Source organism: uncultured Oscillibacter sp., assembly GCF_947654275.1.
Taxonomy (GTDB): Bacteria; Bacillota; Clostridia; order Oscillospirales; family Oscillospiraceae; genus Oscillibacter.
In genome coordinates, this window is sequence record NZ_CANTJS010000030.1 from 15,544 (window position 1) to 36,851 (window position 21,308).

19 protein-coding genes are annotated in these 21,308 nt (G+C 60.5%); 13 read left to right on the top strand and 6 right to left on the bottom strand.

From position 1 onward, the window contains the following. The first annotated feature begins 34 nt into the window (after window positions 1-34). Both Q0063_RS09205 and Q0063_RS09210 read left to right on the top strand, forming a co-directional pair. A complete protein-coding gene (locus Q0063_RS09205) occupies window positions 35-748 on the top strand; it encodes a LytTR family DNA-binding domain-containing protein (protein WP_297871700.1) in 714 nt (237 codons plus the stop codon). A 1-nt stretch (window position 749) separates the two neighbouring features. Then, complete coding sequence (locus tag Q0063_RS09210) at window positions 750-2,033, top strand: sensor histidine kinase (protein WP_297871682.1); 1,284 nt, start codon at window positions 750-752, stop codon at window positions 2,031-2,033. A gap of 283 nt (window positions 2,034-2,316) precedes the next feature. Here the strand turns inward: Q0063_RS09210 and Q0063_RS09215 are convergent, their stop codons facing one another. Continuing rightward, on the bottom strand, window positions 2,317-2,535 hold the full coding sequence (locus Q0063_RS09215; protein ID WP_297871683.1) for a hypothetical protein: 219 nt from the start codon (window positions 2,533-2,535) through the stop codon (window positions 2,317-2,319). A gap of 215 nt (window positions 2,536-2,750) precedes the next feature. Between Q0063_RS09215 and Q0063_RS09220 the strand changes: the two genes are divergently transcribed. The 8 genes from Q0063_RS09220 (at window position 2,751) to Q0063_RS09255 (ending at window position 11,769) form a co-directional block, all read left to right on the top strand. Further along, the gene (locus Q0063_RS09220; RefSeq protein WP_297871684.1) at window positions 2,751-3,461 is read left to right on the top strand and encodes a ClpP family protease; all 711 of its coding nucleotides are present in this window, start codon (window positions 2,751-2,753) and stop codon (window positions 3,459-3,461) included. Window positions 3,462-3,631: 170 nt separating this feature from the next. Then, window positions 3,632-4,150, top strand: a complete 519-nt coding sequence (locus Q0063_RS09225; RefSeq protein ID WP_297871685.1) for a hypothetical protein — start codon at window positions 3,632-3,634, stop codon at window positions 4,148-4,150. Then, entirely contained in the window at window positions 4,147-4,344 is a 198-nt protein-coding gene (locus tag Q0063_RS09230) for a helix-turn-helix transcriptional regulator (protein ID WP_297871686.1), read from the top strand. The genes Q0063_RS09225 and Q0063_RS09230 overlap by 4 nt, the downstream gene beginning before the upstream one ends. A 384-nt stretch (window positions 4,345-4,728) precedes the next feature. Then, window positions 4,729-5,775 carry a sugar ABC transporter substrate-binding protein gene (locus Q0063_RS09235; RefSeq protein WP_297871687.1) on the top strand — a complete coding sequence of 349 codons (1,047 nt, stop codon included), beginning with the start codon at window positions 4,729-4,731 and terminating at the stop codon, window positions 5,773-5,775. A gap of 159 nt (window positions 5,776-5,934) precedes the next feature. Beyond that, window positions 5,935-7,437: a sugar ABC transporter ATP-binding protein gene (locus tag Q0063_RS09240; RefSeq protein WP_297871688.1), complete on the top strand. Its 1,503-nt coding sequence runs from the start codon at window positions 5,935-5,937 to the stop codon at window positions 7,435-7,437. Next, the gene (locus Q0063_RS09245; protein ID WP_297871689.1) at window positions 7,430-8,461 is read left to right on the top strand and encodes an ABC transporter permease; all 1,032 of its coding nucleotides are present in this window, start codon (window positions 7,430-7,432) and stop codon (window positions 8,459-8,461) included. Before Q0063_RS09240 ends, Q0063_RS09245 begins: the two co-directional genes overlap by 8 nt. Further along, entirely contained in the window at window positions 8,461-9,477 is a 1,017-nt protein-coding gene (gene iolG, locus Q0063_RS09250) for an inositol 2-dehydrogenase (RefSeq protein WP_297871690.1), read from the top strand. The genes Q0063_RS09245 and iolG overlap by 1 nt, the downstream gene beginning before the upstream one ends. A 513-nt stretch (window positions 9,478-9,990) precedes the next feature. Continuing rightward, window positions 9,991-11,769 (top strand): CvpA family protein, encoded by a 1,779-nt coding sequence (locus Q0063_RS09255; RefSeq protein ID WP_297871691.1) that lies wholly within the window; start codon window positions 9,991-9,993, stop codon window positions 11,767-11,769. 101 nt (window positions 11,770-11,870) lie between these two features. Here Q0063_RS09255 and Q0063_RS09260 read toward each other — a convergent pair whose 3' ends face one another. The 4 genes from Q0063_RS09260 to Q0063_RS09280 all read right to left on the bottom strand — a co-directional run bounded on the left by Q0063_RS09260 (window position 11,871) and on the right by Q0063_RS09280 (window position 15,602). Next, the gene (locus Q0063_RS09260; protein WP_297871692.1) at window positions 11,871-12,710 is read right to left on the bottom strand and encodes a DegV family protein; all 840 of its coding nucleotides are present in this window, start codon (window positions 12,708-12,710) and stop codon (window positions 11,871-11,873) included. Window positions 12,711-12,876: 166 nt separating this feature from the next. After that, window positions 12,877-14,238, bottom strand: coding sequence for an ATP-binding cassette domain-containing protein (locus Q0063_RS14730; RefSeq protein WP_367180351.1), 1,362 nt, complete (start codon window positions 14,236-14,238; stop codon window positions 12,877-12,879). Then, window positions 14,228-15,286, bottom strand: a complete 1,059-nt coding sequence (locus tag Q0063_RS09275) for an ABC transporter substrate-binding protein (RefSeq protein WP_367180352.1) — start codon at window positions 15,284-15,286, stop codon at window positions 14,228-14,230. Before Q0063_RS09275 ends, Q0063_RS14730 begins: the two co-directional genes overlap by 11 nt. A gap of 58 nt (window positions 15,287-15,344) precedes the next feature. Beyond that, window positions 15,345-15,602, bottom strand: a complete 258-nt coding sequence (locus Q0063_RS09280; protein ID WP_297871693.1) for a TM1266 family iron-only hydrogenase system putative regulator — start codon at window positions 15,600-15,602, stop codon at window positions 15,345-15,347. A 597-nt stretch (window positions 15,603-16,199) separates the two neighbouring features. On the opposite strand from Q0063_RS09280, the gene Q0063_RS09285 reads away from it, so the two are divergent. Next, window positions 16,200-17,624 (top strand): Na+/H+ antiporter NhaC family protein, encoded by a 1,425-nt coding sequence (locus Q0063_RS09285; RefSeq protein ID WP_297871694.1) that lies wholly within the window; start codon window positions 16,200-16,202, stop codon window positions 17,622-17,624. Window positions 17,625-17,712: 88 nt separating this feature from the next. Here the strand turns inward: Q0063_RS09285 and Q0063_RS09290 are convergent, their stop codons facing one another. After that, the gene (locus tag Q0063_RS09290) at window positions 17,713-18,687 is read right to left on the bottom strand and encodes a LysR family transcriptional regulator (protein WP_297871695.1); all 975 of its coding nucleotides are present in this window, start codon (window positions 18,685-18,687) and stop codon (window positions 17,713-17,715) included. A gap of 496 nt (window positions 18,688-19,183) precedes the next feature. Between Q0063_RS09290 and megL the strand changes: the two genes are divergently transcribed. Beyond that, on the top strand, window positions 19,184-20,380 hold the full coding sequence (gene megL / locus Q0063_RS09295; protein WP_297871696.1) for a methionine gamma-lyase: 1,197 nt from the start codon (window positions 19,184-19,186) through the stop codon (window positions 20,378-20,380). A gap of 351 nt (window positions 20,381-20,731) precedes the next feature. Further along, window positions 20,732-21,109, top strand: coding sequence for a RidA family protein (locus tag Q0063_RS09300; RefSeq protein WP_297871697.1), 378 nt, complete (start codon window positions 20,732-20,734; stop codon window positions 21,107-21,109). Window positions 21,110-21,308 lie beyond the last annotated feature (199 nt).

The window sequence follows — 21,308 nt, forward strand, 5'->3', positions numbered from 1 at the left end:
TCTGGTGGATTGATAGGAAAACACGGTGGTGACTATGATAACATTTGCAATCTGTGACGATGAGCCCTGGACGGCCCGGGAGCTTGCCGGCTGTCTGGCGGACTATATGGAGGAACATTCGACAGCCGCCTGCACGGTCAGCAGCTTTTCCGGCGGCCGCGCCCTGCTGGAGAGCGGCAGCGGCTTTGATGTGGTTTTCCTGGACATCCGGATGGAACAGCCGGACGGAATGGAGACCGCCAGGCTGCTGCGCCAACGGGGGGACTCCAGTCTGCTGGTCTTTGTGACGGTTCTGAAGGAATGCGTTTTTGACGCCTTCCAGGTGGAGGCCTTCGACTATCTGCTCAAGCCCCTGGACGGCGTCCGCTTCCGGCAGACCATGGACCGTATCCTGCGCGCCCTGGAGCAGCGGGCGGCTGAGAGCCTTGTGATACGGCGGGGAACCGGCTGGGAGGTGGTCCCGCTTTCGGACATTGTATACTGCGAGGTGCTGGGCCGGAAGATTTATCTCCACAAAAGCGACGGGACCGTAATTGACTACTACGACAGGCTGGAGGACCTGGAGCGGCGTGTAGACGGGCGCTTTTTCAAATGCCACCGGAGCTATCTGGTCAATCTGGGCTGGGTCCGCGGATGCCAGGACGGACAGGCCGTGCTGGCGCAGGGGGCCCGCGTCCCGGTCTCCCGGCTGCGGGAACGGGAGCTGACCCGGTCCCTCCTGTGCTATATGAAGGAAAAGGGGCGCTGATATGGACGGTTTCACTCTGCTTCTGGACAGCCTCTGCCTCCTTGTGGGACATGGGGTGATGCACATGGTCTTTATCAGCCGCCTCACCAGGAAGAAACTGAAACCGGGGGACTTTGCCGCTTACATGCTCCTCCTGGGCGCGCTTCAGCTCATCTCGGTCAGGCTTTCCCTCAGCGGGACGCTCTCCGTCGCGGTGGGTGTGCTGGGGCTGTATGTCATCAGCCGCTTTTGGATGGGAAATCAGCAGTCCGTGTCCTGGCTGGCCGCCGTGCTGGCCTTCTACATCTCACAGCTTTCTTTGGGAATCATCAATTCTGTAGAGGCGGCGTTCTTTCCCCGCTTGATCGGAACGCCTCTGTTATATCTGCTGCTGCTGGCGGCGCAGGCCCTTTTCTTTGCACTGTGCGCCGGCTGCTATCACGCCGTGCTGAAGCTCCTGGCCTGGACAAAGGACAGCCAGACGCCCTATATCGGACTCCTGCTGTTCCCCGGGCTGTTTTTCTTTGCGTCGGAACTGTATATTCTCCAGACCTCTTACAGCTTTTTTGACCCCATCGTTTCTCTGGAGGAGGTTGGCAGGCACGGTACGCTGCTGCTGCTTCAGGTCATGGGGCTTGCGGCGCTGCTGTGCACCCTGTTTGCTTACCGCCAGCTCTGCCGGGGCTTTCAGGCGCAGTCGGAGCTGCGGTCCCTGACCCAGGCGGCCCAGGCGCAGAAGGTCTATATTGCCGAGGCCCAGGCACGCTATGAGCAGACGAAAGCCTTCCGCCATGACATCAAAAACCATCTGTCCGTGCTGGACGGCCTGCTCAGAGGCGGACAACTGGACGAGGGCCGGGAGTATCTGGGAACGCTGCGTGCCGTCTCGGAAGGCCTGTCTTTTCCCTATCAGACCGGCAATCCGGTGGTGGATATACTGCTGGGGGAAAAGCTGGGGCTGGCGAAGGACATCGAGGCGGATGTGTCTCTGGTTCTGCCCAGGCCCTGCGGGATAGACGATTTTGACCTGTGCGCCCTCTTTGCCAACGCCCTGGACAATGCGATTGCCGCCTGCCGCGCCGGCGGCGGAGCCGGGTCCATCCGCATCAGCGGGAAGCAGCAGGGGGATTTCTACATGCTGACCTTTGAAAACACCTGCCCCGGCGGACCGCTGGCCCCGGCGGGAATCGGACTTGCCAGCATCAGGGCGGTGGCGGAGAAATATCATGGGGCGGTGCTGACTGAAAAAAACGGGCGGCGGTTCAGCTTGAGCGTGCTGCTGAATGATGGGTCCTGTCATTCGTAAGGGGGGCAGATTGCGGCGCGGCAGGCGAACAATGGCCTTCGTCCTCATCATGCGCCGCTGTTTTGTGAAAGGCGGCAGTCAAAGAATCATTTAAAGCAAGCGTCGAAATTCCCGACAAACGGGCCGCTGAGGGCGGCGGCCTGCTGGCAGCAATGATGAAGGCTGCTATAGAGCACCGCAAAAGCGCGGCAGTCCATCGTGACTGCCGCGCTTTCGCAATATTTTCTGCCCTTCAACCGGCCAATCAGCATGGGCGGCCGTTTTAATCAAAGGCTTTCCTTTTTTAAATAGTGTCCGTCTCCCGGGCCGCCGCTTCACGCCGCTTCCGGGCCGAGCGGAAGAGGAAGAAAAAGAGCAGGAAGGTCAGGGCTGTGTTCCCGGCCATCTCGGCAATGCGGAAGCCCAGCGCCCAGGTCAGGGCCAGCTGCGCCGCGGCCACCGCCGCCGCCAGCAGGATTCCCAGCAGCATGCCCTTCATACCGTTCATCAAATACTTCATCATCGTTTCCTCCGTTTCTATTTCTGTTGTTCCCTTGGAACTGATGTCAGTATAGCAGGCCGCCGCCGGGGCTGCCATGGATTTTCCTTACAATTTTCCGCCGTATCTTACAATTCTGCAAGATTCCGGAAAACTCTGAAAAATTGCCGGGATTCCTCCGGCGGTCATGTGTATTTTTCTGAAAACTGCGGAACATACGGGGGAAAGCGAGGGATTTTATGACTGAGCCCACAAAGAACACCGAGCCGGAGAAGGATACCGGCGAGTCCAGGGAAAGCGCCCAGTCCATTTTGGACTTTGGTTCCGCCATGACCCGGACGCCCCACGGCAATGTCTACTGCCTGACCATCATTGGACAGATCGAGGGGCACATGACCGCCTCATCCAACACCAAGACCACCAAATATGAACACGTCCTGCCGCTTCTGGCCAAGCTGGAGGAATCGGAGGAGGTGGACGGCATTCTCTTTCTGCTGAACACGGTGGGGGGCGACGTGGAGGCGGGCCTTGCCATCGCGGAGCTGATTGCCGGCATGACCAAGCCCACGGTTTCCATCGTCCTGGGAGGGAGCCACTCCATCGGCGTGCCCCTGGCGGTGGCGGCCCGGCGGAGCTTTGCCGTGCCCTCCGCCGCCATGACCATCCACCCCGTCCGCATGAGCGGAACCGTGATCGCCGCGCCCCAGACCTATAATTATTTCCAGCGGCTTCAGGACCGTATCGTCGCCTTCGTGTCCGGACACAGCCGGATTTCCGGGGAGGATTTTCAGGCTCTGATGCTGAAAAAGGACGATATGGCCGCCGATGTGGGCAGCGTGGTCTACGGGGAGGAGGCGGTTCAGCTGGGTCTGATCGACCAGGTGGGCGGACTCTCCGACGGCCTGGCCTGCCTGTACCGGCAGATTGAGGAGCGTAAGGACGACCAGTAGCCGGAAGCGGAACGCCGGTTCGCAGGAGAGGGAAGAGGGCTTCCCTCTCTTTTTCTGTTTTGCTGCCGCCGGACTTTTTGACGCTTTTGGGCGATGAAAAGTAAATTATACTTGACAAAATGACGCGCCGGTGATATGCTGATTCCAGAACAGAAAGGGAGGAATTTTTTATGACGTATCGCGCGGGTTTGGCACTGGGGATTTTATTGGGCGTTTTGGCAGGCATAGCGCTGGTGGCGCTGCTGCTCAAAAAGAAAGTTCTGGACATGCACTTTGACGAGCGGCAGGAGCTGGCCCGGGGCAAGGCCTTTCAGTACGGCTTTTTGACCCTGCTTGCCGCCGCCTATGCCTACGGCGTTTCGGATGTCGTCCTGGGCCGGTGGTGCGACGTGCTGACAGGGGTTTCCATCTGCATTGCCCTGTCCGTATGCGTCTTTGCCGTTGCCTGCATCCTGAAGGACGCCTATCTCAGCCTTCAGGAGCGGCCCCGGGCGGTGATGACCTTATTTGCGCTGCTGTCCGCCGTCAACCTGGGTCTCGGCGGCTTGTACGCCGCTTCCGGAGATTTGATGCAGGACGGCGTGCTGACCTTTCGGGCGGTGAATCCCATCTTCGGGGCGGCCACCCTGGTCATCCTCGTGGTGTACATCGTCAACCACCTGCTCCGGGACCGGGAGGAGGCGGAATGAAAAATCTCCGGATGAAGTCGGCCCGGGCGGGCCTGGATATGAGCCAGCAGCAGCTGGCGGACGCTGTGGGCGTTTCCCGGCAGACCATCAACGCCATTGAAAAGGGGGACTACAATCCCACCATCAGGCTCTGCATCGCCATCTGCCGGACGCTGGGGAAGACGCTGGACGAGCTGTTCTGGGAAGAGGGCTGAGGGCGTCGCAAAATAGAGCGGATTCCCCGGTTCCAAAGCTCTGCCGGGCCTGAAAAGTGACGCGGAATATGGGGAGCGAATGGAAGACCGGTTTGGGACGGGAATCCGCCTGCAAATTCAAAATATCTGTTTTTTACAAAAAGGCTTCGGGCTTTTAATACAATTGACCGAAAATGACGCCGCCTTATTGACGGTCGTTATAAATTTATGTTAACATGAATAAACGTAAGCCGGGTAACGGCCAAAACTGAACCAAAGGTTTTGGGCAAACGGGGGCCCCCGTTTGCCCCGCAGAGTTCCTCTGCGGGGCTCAGAACCCTTTGGAACGGGGAGGACGGAGTCCGGCTGTACAATCCAAAGACCAAATTGAAGGAGAAAAGAAGTATGAAGAAGTTTTTTGCAATGATGCTGGCGCTTGCGATGGTGCTGTCTCTGGCCGCCTGCGGCGGCGGCGACAGCGGTTCTTCCGCTCCCGCCGACAGCGGTCAGTCCCAGCCCGCCGACTCCGGAAGCTCCGACGGCGGCGCTCAGCCCTCCGGCGATGAGACCTACAATATTTCCGTCATCCTGAAGACCACCGCCTCCGAGTACTGGAGCTATGTGGTGGCCGGCGCCGAGGCCTATGGCAAGGAGAATCCCAATGTGACGGTCAACGTCAAGGGAGCTACCTCCGAGACGGCCTATGATGAACAGCTGAACATGATCGAAACCGACATGAACAATGCCGACATCGACGGCTATGTCATCGCCCCCCTCCAGGCCGACATGGTGACCACCATCATCTCCGGCCAGACCAAGCCCATCGTGGCCGTTGACACCGACATTGACGCCCCCGAGGTCCTCTCCTTCGTCGGCACCGGCAACGAGGCCGCCGGCAAGCTGGGCGGCGAGGCTGCCGCCAACCTGGCCAAGGAGCGCGGATGGACCGAAATCAAGTGCATCGAAATCTGCGGCGTCCAGGGCGACTCCACCAACGAGGCCCGGAAGGCCGGCTACAAGGCGGGCATTGAGGCCGCCGGCGGCACCTTCCTGGAGGATGAAACCCAGTACGCCAACGCCGAGGCCAACCAGGCCGTGGCCTGCATGGAAGCCATCATGCAGAACCATCCCGAGGGCATCGCGGTGATCTGCGCCAACAACGACGATATGGCCATGGCCGCCGCCCGGACCGCCGCCGGCAACCCCGCCTATGAGAACACCGTGTTCCTGGGCTTCGACGGCATCCAGTCCGCCTGCCAGTCCATCCTGAACGGCGAAGAGACCATGTCCGTTTGCCAGCAGGGCTACAACATGGGCTATGAGTCCGTCGCCTCCGTGGTCCGCGCCCTCCAGGGCGAGAAGCTGGACGAGTTCGTGGACGCCGGCGCCACCATCGTGGATCCCTCCAACGCCCAGGCCCGTCTGGAAGAGCTCCAGGGCTATCTGGCCTGATTTGACCAGAGCCGTACATCCCTTTTTATAAGTGAGCGAAGGGGGCCCTGCTCCGGCTCCGCCGGAACAGGGCCCCCCTTTACTCTTTCCACGCTGCAATTTTTCACGTTCAAGCGCGGCTTGAAACCCTGATTTCCAAGAGAATGAGGTGATTATTAGGTGGGCGAATACGTAGTTGAGCTGAAAAACGTAACCAAGCGGTTCCCTGGCGTCGTGGCCCTGCATAACATGCAGCTGGCGGTTAAGCCCGGCGAGATTCATGGACTGATCGGTGAAAACGGCGCGGGAAAATCCACGCTGATTAAGGTCCTCACCGGCGTCCATATGGCGGATGAGGGCGAGATCTATGTCCACGGTGAGAAAAAGGTTTTCAGGAATCCCAATGAATCCGCCGCCGCGGGCATTGCCTGCGTCTATCAGGAGCTGAACATTGAAAAGCTCCTCAGCGTCACGGACAACATCTTTATCAACAAGTGGACCAGAAAGGGCTTCCTTCTGGACTATGAATCCATGCACAGGAAGGCCGCCGAGGTGATGCAGTCTCTGGGCCAGGACATTGATCCCCGGAAGCCTGCGGGCACCTTCGGCATGGGCGTACAGCAGATGATTGAGATTGCAAAGGCCGTCCTGATTGATGCGAAGATGATTATCATGGACGAGCCGACCTCCTCCCTGGGTGAAAAAGAGGTCAAGCAGCTCATGGCCACCTGCCGTGAGCTGAAGGCCCGGGGCGTGGGCATCCTCTTCGTCTCCCACAAGCTGGAGGAGCTCTTTGAGCTCTGCGACCGGGTGACGGTCATCCGGGACGGCGAGTATATCGAGACCCGGGACATTCAGGACTGGACCAACGACTCCCTGATTGCCTCCATGGTGGGCCGGACTCTGGACAACCTCTTTCCCAAGGAATTCGGAACCAAGGGCGAATGTATGCTGAAGGTGGAAAACCTCTCCATCGGCGGCGTGCTGCGCAATGTCAGCTTTGAAGCCTACGGCGGACAGGTGCTGGGCCTCAGCGGCCTGGTGGGCGCGGGGCGGACGGAGACCGTCCGGGCCATCTTCGGCGCGGACCCCATCGACGGCGGAAAAATCTGCATCAAGGGGCAGGAGGTCCGTATTAAGAGCCCCAAGCAGGCCATTGAGGCGGGCATCGCCCTCTTGACCGAGGACCGCAAGGGGCAGGGCCTGGTGCTGGCCCAGACCATCCGCACCAATCTGATTCTCTCCAGCTTCAAGCGCCATTCCACCGGCATTTTCCTGGATGAGAAGAAGATTGAGGAGAGCGGCCAGGGCCATATCCAGTCCCTGCGCATCAAGACCCCCTCCATCGACGAAATCGTGGGCCAGCTCTCCGGAGGCAATCAGCAAAAGGTCGTCATCGGAAAATGGATTAACAACGACGCCGATATCTACATCTTCGACGAACCCACCCGAGGCATCGACGTGGGCGCCAAGGTCGAGGTTTACAATGTTATGAACAGCCTGGTAAAGGCGGGAAAATGCGTCATCATGATTTCCTCCGAAATGCCGGAAATCCTGGGCATGAGCGACCGGGTGGTCATCATGCGGGGCGGCCGGGTTATGGCCGAAGTGGACCGGGACAGCAAGCACTTCAACCAGGAGGACATCATGAAAGCGGCTTGGGGAGGTAGTTTAGATGACTAAGAAAAAGAGCGGCGCGGGCGTACAGCTGGGTACGGTCCTGGCGCTGGTGGTAATGTGCGTATTCCTTGCCATCGCGGATAAAAATTTCTACAGCTACAGCAATATCATGAGCATCTTCAAGCAGACCGCCTTCAACGCCTTCCTGGCGGTGGGCATGCTGCTCTGCCTGATTACCGCGGGCATCGACCTGTCCGTGGGCGCCAACGCCATTTTCTGCGCCTGCCTCATGGGCGCGCTGAAAAATGCCGGACTGACCAACGGCATTGTCCTGATGCTGATTGCCATCCTGGCCGGCGGCCTGATGGGCCTGATCAACGGCACCCTGCTCACCCGCCTCCACCTGCCCCATCCCTTCGTGTCCACCCTGGGCATGAAGAATGTCCTCTGGGGCCTGGCCCTGGTGGTCACCGGGAACCAGATGATTAACAACTTCCCGGACTCCGTCACCTTCCTGGGCTACCGCACCGTAGGCGGCTCCAGCCCCAACAACGGCTTCCCCGTCAGCTTCATCGTGGTGATGATTCTGTACATTGTCATGCACGTCTTCCTGACCCGGACGGCCCTGGGACGCTCCATCTACTGCGCCGGCGGCAACATTGAGGCCACCCGGCTCTCCGGCATCAATACCGCTAACGTCCTGACCTTCTGCTACACCATGTCCGGCATCACCGCCGCCCTGGGCGGCATCGTCTCCGTGGGCCGGTCCGGCATCTGCAACGGCTCCATGGCCACCTATGCCTATGATACCGACGCCATCGCGGCCTGCATCATCGGCGGCGCCTCCTTCACCGGCGGCAAGGGCACCATGGCGGGCACTATGGTGGGCTGCCTGATTATCGCGGTGCTCCGCAACGGCTTCGCCCTGCTGTCCATCGACTCCTCCGTCCAGAACATCGTCCTGGGTCTGGTCATCATCCTGGCCGTCTTCATGGACGTGGTCCGTGCCGGTCTGGAGGCGAAGAACCGCCGCATGGCCGCCGCTGCCAAGCAGGAGGCCGAGGAGAAAGTGAAGGTCGCGAAGTAATGGAAAAGCTGAAAATCGGCGTAGTGGGCCTGGGCCGTCTGGGAAAGGTCCACGCCCAGAACATCCGCTATAAGATTCCCGGTGCAGAGCTGACGGCGGCCTGCTCCATCGTCCCCGCCGAGCTGGAATATGCCAAAACCGAGCTGGGCGTTACCGACGTCTACACGGATTACAAGGAGATGCTGGCGAAAGCCGACATCGACGCAGTGGTGATTGTTACCACCTCCAGCGAGCACTGCTGGCAGATTGAGGCCGCCCTGGACGCCGGAAAGCATGTCTTCTCCGAGAAGCCTCTGGGTGTGGACGTGGCCCAGTGCAAGCAGGCGGAGGCCGCCGTGGAGCGCCACCCGGAACTGACCTTTATGCTGGGCTTCATGCGGCGTTATGACAAGTCCTATTCCTATGCCAAGCAGAAGATTGAGGAGGGGGCCATCGGTACGCCCTATCTGGTGAAGGCCACCGGCATCGACCCGGAGGCGTTCGTGGACGGGGCCATCCGGTTTGCCAAGACCTCCGGCGGCATCTTCCTGGACATGGCGATTCACGACATTGACCTGATGCGCTGGTTCCTGGGCTGCGAGGCCACAGAGGTCTACGCCATGGGCTCCACCTTTAAGCATCCGGAGTTCAAAGACGCCGGGGACGACGAGACCGGCGTGGCGGTCTACAAGTTTGAAAACGGCGCTATGGGCATGATCCATGTGGGCCGGACGGCTCCTTACGGCTACCATGTGGAGACGGAGATCGTGGGCACCGAGGGCACCATCCGCATCTCCGCCGTCCCGGAGAAGAATCAGGCCCGGCTGTACAACAGCAACGGCGTGTGCGCCGAGTGCGTGGGCTCCTTCCCGGAGCGGTTTGAGGAGGCCTATCTCATCGAGGTTCAGGAGTTCGTGGACTGCGTGCTCCAGAACAAGGCCCCCGGCGTCAGCGTCTACGACGGGACCAAGTCCACGGCGATTGGCTACGCCACCACCGAGGCGTGGAAGACCGGAAAAATCGTGACAATCCAATAAGCGGCGAAAGAAAAGAGTGCGGAGGCAGTCTCCGCACTCTTTTCTTATATTGCCGGTTTTTTTGCCTGTTTGCCGGCCCGCCGTATTTTTTGCCGGCCCGACTTTTTCCCCCGCTCCGGGGAAGGGAACCGGTACGGCGCGGCAGAAATGGAAAATTTCATCAAGAGTATTTCCATTCCGCATAGGGAAAACTTAGGGAAACAGCGCAAGGCAGGAAAGGCCTGAATTGCCGTCATTCCGGCGTATTCCAGCCGGATTTCCGGGGCGCGTCCGATGGGGGATTTGGGACGGGGTCCGCCTCGCCACCTGATGAAGTGTGTGAATGGACACACCCCGCTTTCCGGGCAAGCTTGATTTGTTCACACTTTTGCTGTATGATATCCTCTATATTCATTGAGCGTCCAGAGGGCCGGACGGTCCGCGCCTGTTCTCCGGCGTTCGCCGCGGACCGCACCGGCTCTGTCACAAGAGAGAGCGGACAAAAGAGCAAGAGAAACAGAAAGGAGCATTTCCATGCCATTTGCATTTCAGTTCGGCGGATTTGACCCCGGGAGCTTTGGAGGCGGGTTCAATCCGGAGGCCTTCCAGCAGCAGCGGGCCGCCCGTGCCCAGCGCCCCCGGAAGGCCCGCCGCGCCGTGGGTACGCCCTTCACCCGGACCCTTATCAACCTGGCGGTGACGCTGGTGTTTGCCCTGGCCTATTTCTATCTGGAGCTGCCTGCCCTGAATTTCCGGGCCGAGGAATTCTATGTGTTCGTCTTCCTGGTCTGTGCGGTATACTGCGTCTGCGCGGTTTTTACCTCCGGCTTCCAGGGAAACGGCAGCGCCAGGGACTATTTCGGCTTCGTCAAAAAGCAGTGCGCCATTCCCTTCCTGACCACGCTTCTGCTGATTGCCGCCATTGCCCTGGGGGCCATTTCCTCCTGGGTCGTGCTTCGGGCAGGGAGCTACTCCAAGCTCCTCACTCTTCAGGCCGGGGATTTCACCGCTGAGGTGGAGGAAATTTCCTATGACCAGATTCCCATGCTGGACAATGATTCTGCGGCCCAGCTGGGCACCCGGAAGCTGGGCGAGCTGGCGGACATGGTATCTCAGTTCGAGATTCTGCCCAGCTATACCCAGATTAACTACCAGGGCCGCCCGGTGCGGGTGACCTCCCTGCGCTACGGGGACCTCATCAAGTGGTTCACCAACCGGGGAGACGGTCTGCCCGCCTACCTCATCATTGACATGGTGAGCCAGGAGGCGGAGGTGGTCCGCCTGGAGGAGGGCATGAAGTACACCGTTGCCGAGCACTTCGGCCGGAACCTCTACCGGCACCTCCGTTTCAATTTCCCCACCATGATGTTCGATGAGCCGGTTTTCGAGATCAATGAGGAGGGAACCCCCTATTGGGTCTGCTCCCGGATTGTAAAGACCATCGGCCTGTTTGGCGGCGTGGACGTAAAGGGCGCGGTGCTGGTGAATGCCATTACCGGCGAGAGCGAATACCATGAGCAGGTTCCCAACTGGGTGGACCGGGTCTATTCCTATGATATCATCATGCAGCAGTACGATTACTACGGCATGTATCACAACGGCTTTTTGAATTCCATCTTCGGTCAGCGGGACGTGACGGTGACCACAGAGGGCTGGAACTATATCGCCATTGACGACGACGTGTATATGTACACCGGCGTCACCTCCGTCACCTCGGACCAGTCCAACATCGGCTTCATCCTCACCAACCAGCGGACCAAGGAGACGAAATTCTACCCCTGCGCCGGCGCAACGGAGTACTCCGCCATGGCCTCCGCTCAGAGCCAGGTCCAGCAGATGCGCTATGAGGCCACCTTCCCCCTGCTGCTGAACATCGCGGGTCAGCCCACCTATTTCATGGCCCTGAAGGGGGCGGACGGCCTGGTGAAGATGTTCGCCATGGTCAACGTCCAGCAGTATGACGTGGTTTCCACTGGGGCCACCGTGGCGGAGTGCGAGAGCAACTACCGCCAGACCCTGGCCCACCGGGGCCTCATCGCCGCGGGGGAGCAGAAGCCCGCCGCCGGAGCCGCGCAGGAGCAGGAGGGCGTCGTGGCGGAGATTCGCAGTACGGTCATTGAGGGGAATACCCATTACTATGTCCGTATGGTCGGCTCCCTGGGCTATCTGGACTTCAGCGCCGCCGAGGTTCCCAGAGCCGTCCTGCTGGACGTGGGCGACCACATCCGTTACTCCTATATTCTGGAGGGCGTGGAGTTCCCCGAAAACGGCATCGTTCCGGCGGTGGAATTCTCCTTTGCGGGAGAGGCGTAACGGCATCGGAACGCAAAAAAACCGGGGCGACGGCCAAACGGTCCGCCGCCCCGGTTTTTTTCATTCAAGATTCAGAGTCAACTCCTGTGTACACGCGCCGCTTACTTCCGCAGCAGAACCACGCCCAGGGTGTTGGGTCCGCAGTGGCAGAAGATGGTGCAGCCGGCCTTGGCCTCATAGACCCGCTCAAAATGGCCGTCTTCCTCCAGAATCTCCCGGGCAATGGACGCCAGCTCGTCGCCGGGACAGGTATCCACGATAAAGGCCATATGGGTGTCCAGATCCTTCCGGTCCCGCAGCCGGTCCCGTACGTAGTCCCCCACCACTTTGGAAATGGCCCCCCGGTACTTCCGGGTCACGGACATCTTGTTGCCGATGACCTCCACGCAGGGATGGAGCTTCAACAGATTGGCCCCCAGGGCAGTGACGGCGGAACAGCGCCCGCCTTTTTTCATGTAATCCAGACGGTCCAGAACAAAACTGGTCTCCAGACGGGGAATCATATCCTCCAGCAGGCGGAGGATTTCACCCACGGATGTTCCGGCCTCTGCCGCCTCCGCGGCGGCCAGGACCAGCATGCCGTGCCCCACCGTCAGGTTGCCGGAGTCCACCACGTAAACCTCCGGCACCTCCTCCGCCGCCAGACGGGCATTCTGGCAGCAGCAGGAAAAGCCGGAGCCGATATTGATATGGATGACCGCGTCATATCTGGCGGTGAGGGTCCGGAAAGCCTCCTCATAATCCGCCGCGTTGACTGCGTTGGTGGTGGTGAGCTCTCCGCCGGCCTCCACATGGGCGGCAATGTCGGCGGTGCGGATGTCCACACCGTCGCGGTAGAGCTTCCCTCCCTTGACGATGCCCAGGGGAAACACGGTGATTTGATAGCGCTCCAGCAGCTGGGCCGGCAGGTCGCAGGTGCTGTCAGTGGTTATTTTAATCATGAAGCGGCTCCTTATATCGTTCATAGTATCGGTTCCATCTGTGCCCGCCGCCAGGGGTTCCCCAGGCAGACGCAGACATTGTACCACAGGGCCGCGCCGATTTCCATAGGGAATTCTGTCAAAAAACCGCTAAAATTACGAAATCCAAGGCGCTTCCATCAAGCCTTCACCCATCCAGCCGCACCAGGGGCAGGCCCCGGGCGTCGGCGGGGTCATGGGTGACCAGCAGCACGGGCTTTCTCTCCGCCGCCTGCCGGATGAGAGCCATGCACCGGGCCCGCAGGGCCCCGTCCAGACCGGTAAAGGGTTCGTCCAGAGCCAGGGCGCCGGAGGGGGCCAGCAGGGCCCTGGCCAGGGCCAGACGGCGGCGCATGCCGCCGGACCAGAGCCGGACGGGCCGGGGGTCCTCCAGGTCCAGCCCCAGGTCCGCCAGCAGAGCCGCCGCAGAGCCATCCAGAGCTGCGCCCAGGGCAAAACGGAGATTTCCGGCGGCGGTGAGGTCCTCCAGCAGTCTGTCCTCCTGGAATACGGCGGCCCAGCGGCACTGAGCCGGGGCCGGCGTGATGACGCCGCCCTCCGGCGGTTCCAGCCCTGTGAGAAGCCGAAGCAGCGTGGTCTTTCCCGCCCCGGAGGGGGCCATCACGCAGGTGATGCCCGGCCCGGCGGTGAAGCTGAGGTCTTTCAGCACCGTCCTTCCGCCGTAGGATTTGGAAAGACCCTCGGCGTGGATGACCGTTGGAGGGACGCCGCTTCGGGGCCGTACCGCCCTCCCGCCCGGGGCGCGGCGCAGCAGTCCGGCCAGAGCGTCCGTCAGGGCCAGAAACAGCCGTTCAAACAGAACGGAGAGCGCCACAATGACAATGGTCCAGGCGAAGAGGTCCGGCGTCTGCAAATAGACCTTAGCCATGTACAGCCGTTCTCCGATGGTGCCCGGCGGCAGGCCGATGACCTCCGCCGCCGCCCCGGCCTTCCAGCAGAGCCCCAGGGCCAGGGAGGCGGAGGCCCGGAAATAGGGGAGGACCTGGGGCAGGTCCAGCCCCAGCAGGCGGCGGAGGAAGGGCACCCGGAAGAGCCGGGCCATCTCCTGAAGCCTGGGGTCCCGCTGGCGGAGGCCCTCCAGGACGTTGAGATACACCGGGGGGAACACCATCAGGCCGGAGATGAATAGAGGCAGCGTCCGGGCGTCCAGCCACACCAGGGCCAGAATGATAAAGGAGGCGGCGGGCACCGTCTTCGCCGCCGCCACGGCGGGGGCCAGCAGCTCCCCCAGCCATTTCCGGTTTTCCGCCAGGACGGCCAGGAGCACCGCCAGCAGGCAGGCCAGCAGAAATCCGCCGATGATGCTCCCGGCGGAGCGGCATACCGCCCGCCAAAAGCCCCCCTGGGGCAGCAGCTCCCACAGCTGGCACAGCACGCGGAGGGGAGAGGCCAGCAGCAGCGCCCCATGAGGATACGCCGCCGCCAGGGCCATGCTTCCCGCCTGCCAGACTAGCAGCCAGAAGAGGACAGGCCGGAGCTTACGCGCCATAGTAGAAGCCATCCCCGGGCAGCGCGCCGCCCACGGACTCCGGGTTTGCCTCCGCCAGGACCTCCAGATAGCCCGAGAGCTTTGTTTTCATCTCCGCCCCGGTGAGACAGACGATGTTGCAGCGGGGCAGGGCCTTTTCCGCCACGGCGGCGCTTTCGATGATGCCGTTTTGGACCACCAGCTCCGCCGCCCCGGCGGTGTTCTCATTGACCCAGTCCACAGACCTGGCATACTCGATCAGAAATTCCTCCATCAGTTCCGGGTGCGCCTCCGCGTAGTCCCGCCGGGCCACGGCCACGCCGGTAATCATGGCGGAGCCGTTGCCCAGGGCGTCCCACTCCTCCGTCAGGTCCAGAGCCACCCGCAGGTTCTCCAGTTTCCCCTGGGCCGCGGTAACGAAGGGCTGGGGCAGCAGGGCGATATCCGCCGTTCCCGCCGCCAGGGCGGCCACGCACTCGGCGTGCTCGCTCTTCCACTCCACCGTCACGTCCCCGTCCAGGTCCAGGCCGTTCTGCTCCAGGAGGTAGCGGAGGCCAAACTCCGGCGTGGACCCCTTTCCAGCGGCCACGAGGGTTTTTCCCTTCAAATCCGATACGGACTGTATTGTTTCACTGTTATTCTCCACAATGTAGAGGACTCCCAGGGTGTTCACCGCCAGGGTGACGACCTGCCCCTGGGTTTTATTGTACAGCACCGCCGCCAGATTGGCGGGGACGCAGATGATGTCCAGCTCTCCCTTGATGAGTCTGGGGGTCAGCTCGTCGGCGGAGCCCGCCAGCTGGAAATACCACTGATTGGTGGAGTCCAGCACCTGCTTCCGCTCCATCATTTTCACCATGCCCATGGCGGTGGGCCCCTTCAGTGCCCCGATCAGAAGGGGAAAATCCTCGTGCATCTCATCCGGGGTGAAGTCCGGGGCAGGCGGGGCCGTCTGGCTTCCCGGCTCCGGGGCGGAGCCGCCGGAGCTCTCGGCGGGGCTGCCGCCGCAGGCGGTCAGGGTCAGCAGCAGGGCCAGGGCAAGGGCTAAGGTCTTCAAGGCTTTCATCATCGTTTCCTCCAAATTGCTGATTCTTTTCTGTGGGGGCCGGACCGTTTTCCGCAGGGGGTCAGGTTCCCTCGGGGGCGTAGACTGTTTTGGCCGTTACGCCCTCCAGCCGTCCGATTTTTCCGGACAGGGCTGAGATGGCGTCCGCCGGGGCGTCCAGGGCCACGCTGATGAGGCGGATGCCCCGCTCCCGGCAGGGGACGCCCATCCGGCTCAGAACGCAGTCCTCATATTGGTGCAGCAGCTGGTTCAGCGCCGCCACCGAGGCGGGCTCCCGTACGATGACCGTCAGCACGGCCACCCGGTTGGATACTTCCATAGTCAGTTTACCCTCCTTTCCGGTGAGGAATTAGAAATGAAATGATGGACTGATGTCCTGTGCGCCTGCCGGGATTGGTTCGGCAGGGCAAAAACAAAAACCTCCGCCGGCCGGCAGAGGCAAAGCCCGCGGGTGTCCGCGGGATACTTCAAGTCTGTGCGGCCTCTTGCGGCGCGGGTCCCGAAGGGGGAGCCTGACCGGCAGAGCGACGGCGCTGCTGAGCCCGTCAGGCGCGGTCCGCCGGTCAGATGGTCAAAACCTCTTCCCGGAGACGGCCGCCTGAGCGGTGTGCGCTGGTAAGCAATCATAGTGTACCATCATGGTTGTGGTTTCGTCAAGCAAACCCCTCCTATTTTGTGCAGAACACCTGAATTCAAACAACAAATTGTCTGATTTCCCCAAAAAATATCGGTTTGTTATCAGAAAAATCGTGAATCCATTCCGTAAAATGGCTATTAACAGACTGTTCAAAAATATGATATAATTTGAACAAGAGTGCGGGAGACTCTTAGCGGAAAAATGTGCAATAAGACGAGGAAGCGCACCCATCGAAGCATCTAAGAGCAAAAAGGCAGAAAAGAAGAAAAGGAGAAGAATATGGATCACAACTTGAACAAGAAGAGCAGCGGCCTCGCGTTAGTCCCATTTCTGATTTTTGTCATCATCTATCTGGGCGCGGGCCTGATCCTTCAGGCGCAGGGCGTCGAAATGGCGTTCTACCAGTTCCCCTCCGTCACCGCCATGTTTATCGCCCTGCTGGTGGCCTTTGTCATCACCAAGGGCAGTCTGGATGAGCGCTTTGCCATCTTTGCCAGAGGCGCGGCCAACATTGATGTGCTGACCATGCTGATGATTTACCTGCTGGCCGGAGCGTTCTCCAGCGTGGCCGCCTCCATGGGCGGACGGGACGCCACCGTGAATCTGGGCCTGTCCCTGATTCCCGTGCAGTTCCTGGCCGCAGGCGTGTTTATCATCTCCGCCTTCATGGGCACTGCCACCGGAACCTCCATGGGAACCATCGGCGCCATTGTGCCCATCGCCGTGGGCGTGGCCGACAAGGGCGGCCTGAGCATTCCCCTGATGGTGGGCGCCTGCGTGGGCGGCGCCATGTTCGGTGATAACCTGTCCATGATCTCTGATACCACCATCGCCGCCACCCGTTCCCAGGGCTGCGAGATGCGGGATAAGTTCCGGGTGAACTTCTTCATCGCGCTTCCCGCCGCCGTGATTACCTTCGTCGTTCTGCTGATTGTGGGCCGGCCCGAGACTGCCGCCAGCATGGGCGACCTGAGCTACAGCATCATCAAGGTGGTGCCCTATCTGCTGGTTCTGATTCTGGCCCTGATTGGAATGAACGTGTTCCTGGTGCTGACCATCGGCATCTTCGTGGCCGGCATCATCGGCGTGGCCACCGCTTCCCTGGACCTCTTCGGCTTCGCTCAGGCGGTCTGGAGCGGCTTCACCGGCATGAACGAGGTGTTCTTCCTGACCCTGTTCTGCGGCGGCATGGGCGAAATGGTCACCCACAACGGAGGCATCAACTGGCTGATTAACAGCCTGCGGGGCATGATGAAGGGCAACAAGTCCGCTCAGGTGGGCATTGCCGCCCTGGTCTCCCTGGCTGACTGCGCCACTGCCAACAACACGGTGGCCATTGTCCTCAGCGGCAGCATGGCGAAGGAAATCAGCCACGAGTACAAGGTGGACCCCCGGCGGACCGCCTCTCTGCTGGACGTGTTCTCCTGCGTGTTCCAGGGCATCATCCCCTACGGCGCACAGCTGCTGAGCGCCGCGGCGCTGACCAGTGCCTACGGCATTGCCATGAGCCCCACGGACATCATTCCCAATCTGTGGTACTGCTGGATTCTGGCCGTTGTGGGCATCGCGTCCATCTTCGTCCCCTTTGCCGACGGCGCCTGCAAAAAGGACCCCTGGAACTGGGAGTATGACGTGGCGCAGTCCGGCGTGGAGGCCAAGAAGGCTCTGCTGAAGGCCGAAAAAGAAGCGGGAAGCAGCGTTTGATTCATACCCGTCCCTGCATCAGACATAAGAATTCATAAACAGAAACGGAGCGCCGGGAAACCGGCGCTCCGCTTCAAAACAGGGGGGCTCAGCCCTGGAAGGACCGGCGGGCCCACTCGGTCTGCCGGGATTCCTCCGTGAAGCGGATGGAATCCATGACGCTGGACTCCAGCAGCTCCACAAAGTGCTCGGCCTGGGGGGAAAGCTTGCTGTTTTTCAGCGTAATCCATCCGATGCGGACGCCGCTCTTTCCCGCCAGGGGAATGGTAATCAGATCCCGGTAGCTGCTGCTTTCCGTAATCAGGCCGCTGCCGGTGGTAAAGGCGTCGGTGCGGGAGAGGACCCGCAGCATGGTGGTGCGGTTATTGACGCTGATATGTCTGGCCGGCTTTTTCAGGGACAGCATCCTGTATTCCTCGGAGAAGTCCACCGCCATGCCCTGTTCCCGCTCGAAAATGATATAGGGAAAACCGGCCAGGTCCTCCTCAGTGACCGTCTCCCGCTCTGCCAGGGGGTGCCCCCTGTGGACGTAGATACAGGGCGCCACCACCGCGATTTCGTGGAAGGTCAGAGATCGGGAGTCCAAAAAGCGGAGCACCATTTTCTCGGTCAGCTCCGTCAGGCAGATCACCCCGATGTCGGCCCGGTGGTCATATACGTCGTCAATCACCGCGTCCAGGTCCACCTCCCGGATGGAAAAGTGATAACGGCTGTATTCAATGGTCTGGAGGAAGCGCAGAAAGGCGTCTTCGGTAAAGGGATACCGCTGGGTGGAAACCGAGAGATAGGTGGACGGCGCGGCGTTCTGCACATCGCCGTAACGGTTTTCAATCCAATGCTTCTGCTCCAGAAGAGAAACGGCGTAGCTGAGGAACTCCCGGCCGTCTGCCGTAAACTCCACGCCCCGGTTGCTGCGCACGAAAAATTGAATGCCCAGCTCTTCTTCCAGCTCCCGCACGGCGGTGGAGATGCCGGACTGGGACAGGAAGAGCTTGCTGGCGGCCTTGTTGATTGAGCCGCATTTTGAAATCTCCACCACATAGGTCAATTGCTGAAATGTCATAAGCGCTCCCTGAAATCCCGCGATGAAACCGGGCGGAACCCGTCCCGCGGCTGCCGCGTTTCCCGGCAGGCGGCCCGCCGAACTGCGTGATGAGTAGGCTTGGAGATGCGCCCCGGACCCGGCGCAGGAAATTCCCCCGGCCGGAGAGGGCGCGTCCGTTCCCCATTATAGAGGACTGTGTCCGAAAAGTCAAATAGTTATCACTAAAATCGTTAACCGCTTCAATAAAACTGATACTAACACCTTTCCTTGAAAAGTGGTATGGTTATTATAGAAGTTGACAAAAAACCGGAGCCTCATTCTTCGGTTCGCTGTCAACATGTCACACAAATTCCGCCGTATCTCCCAACTCCCCTTATTCTTTCAGTTTGCGCCGATTCCTCGTCAGATCCCCGTTTTTAGTGAAACAACGGAAAAAACGAAATCTGAGTGATGTTTCGCCGCTCCCGACACCTTGACACAACTGGACCAAATAAAGAAAGGAAGGCACACGTTTATGAGCAGCAACAAGAATCTGGGCTTTGCCACCCGTCAGATCCACACCGGCAAGGTGAAAAACGCCGCCGGCTCCCTGTGCGACCCCATTTACCAGACCTCCACCTTCGAGTTTGAGACTGTGGAGCAGGGCGGGGCCCGTTTCGCGGGTCAGGAAGAGGGCTACATCTATTCCCGCCTGGGCAACCCGACGCTGGCCGCCGTGGAGGCCAAGATGGCTTCTCTGGAGGGCGCCGAGGCCGCTCTGTGCACCGCCTCCGGCATGGGCGCCATTTCCTCCGCCCTGTGGAGCGCCGTGGTGGCCGGGGATGAGATCGTCGCGGACGAAACCCTGTACGGCTGTACATACGCGCTGCTGAACCACGGCATGAGCAAGTTCGGCGTAAAGGTCACCCTTACGGACCTGAGCGATATCGAGAACCTGAAAAAAGCCATGACGGATAAGACCAAGGTGGTTTATTTCGAGACCCCCTGCAATCCGACGCTGAAGCTGCTGGACATCGAGCTGATTGCCAGGACCGCTCATGCGTTCAGCTCCGATATCAAGGTCATCGTGGATAACACCTTCTGCACTCCGTACCTCCAGCGTCCTCTGGAGCTGGGCGCCGATGTGGTGGTCCACAGCGCCACCAAGTACCTCAACGGCCATGGCGACGTCATCGCAGGCGTCATCGTGGGCAGCGCGGAGTTCGTTGGCCAGTGCCGCATGTTCGGCCTGAAGGACATGACCGGCGCGGTTATGAGTCCCTTCAACGCCTTCCTGATGGCCCGGGGCATGAAGACCCTGGACATCCGCATGGAGCGCCACTGCGCCAACGCCAAAAAGGTGGCGGAGTTCTTTGAGAACCATCCCGCCGTCGACAAGGTCTATTATCCCGGCTCCAAGAGCTTCAAGGGCTATGAGATTGCCGAGAAGCAGATGCGTCTCCCCGGCGGCATGATGTCCATTGAGCTCAAGGCTGACAAGGCCGCCGTGGCCGCCGCTCTGAATAAGCTGGAGCTGTGCACCATCGCCGTCTCCCTGGGCGACGCCGAGACCCTGGTGGAGCATCCCGCCACCATGACCCACTCCACCTATACCGCCGAGGAGCTGAAGGTGGCCGGCATCTCCGAGGGCCTGGTCCGCATCAGCGTGGGTCTGGAGGACCCCGAGGATATCATTGCCGATCTGAAGGCTGTTCTGGATACTCTGGTCTGATCGGACACTCCCCGTTTTTACGAAAGCACCTGGATTCGCGGCGGGCACAAGCTGCCCGCCGCGTCCTGAGTCCTCCCGTCGTGCCGGCACAGGAAGAGGGAGCCCCGCGGAGGGGCGGAGCGCGTCCGGCGCAGGGGTACAGGGGACGCAAAAATGCGCGAAAAATTCACAAAAAATTCGCAAAAAAGGCGCGAAAAATGTCGGTTCAGCGTGAAATTCTATTTGCGGTCAGACATCATATGTGTTATACTGAGATGCAGGAAGCCGCCCAGGGCAGTCACAGGCTGACTTGGGAAGCGCTTTTGAAACCATATGCTGAAATGGACTGCTGAAGAAAGGAACGTGAAAGCAATGATTGAAGTAACAAGCACACCCGCCGCGCCGGCGGCAATCGGGCCCTACTCCCAGGCGATGAAGGCGGGCGGTTTTCTGTTCGCCTCCGGCCAGGTGGCGCTGACCCCCGGCACCGGCGAGGTGGCCGGAACCACCATTGAGGAGCAGGCGGAGCGGTGCTGTCAGAACGTAAAGGCCATTCTGGAGGCCAACGGCCTGGGCTTCGAGGATGTGGTGAAAACCACCTGCTTCCTGGCCGACATGGGCGACTTCGCGGCCTTTAACGGCGTCTACGCCCAGTATTTCACCGGCAAGCCCGCCCGGTCCTGCGTGGCGGTGCGGGAGCTGCCCAAGAAGCTGCTGTGTGAGATTGAGATTATCGCAGTCTGCAAATAAAACCTCCCCCGCCCCCGAACAGGCGAACGTCTCCGCGGAGCAGAGCTTTTGTGCGGCAGAGACGGGAGGCCGCCGGAGGCGGACGGAGAAAGCCATTAGCTCAGAATCAAAAAAAGCCCAATGAGAGGAGAAAAAGCGAATGAAAGACATCGTAGAAATCCGCTGGCACGGCCGTGGCGGCCAGGGCGCGAAGACGGCG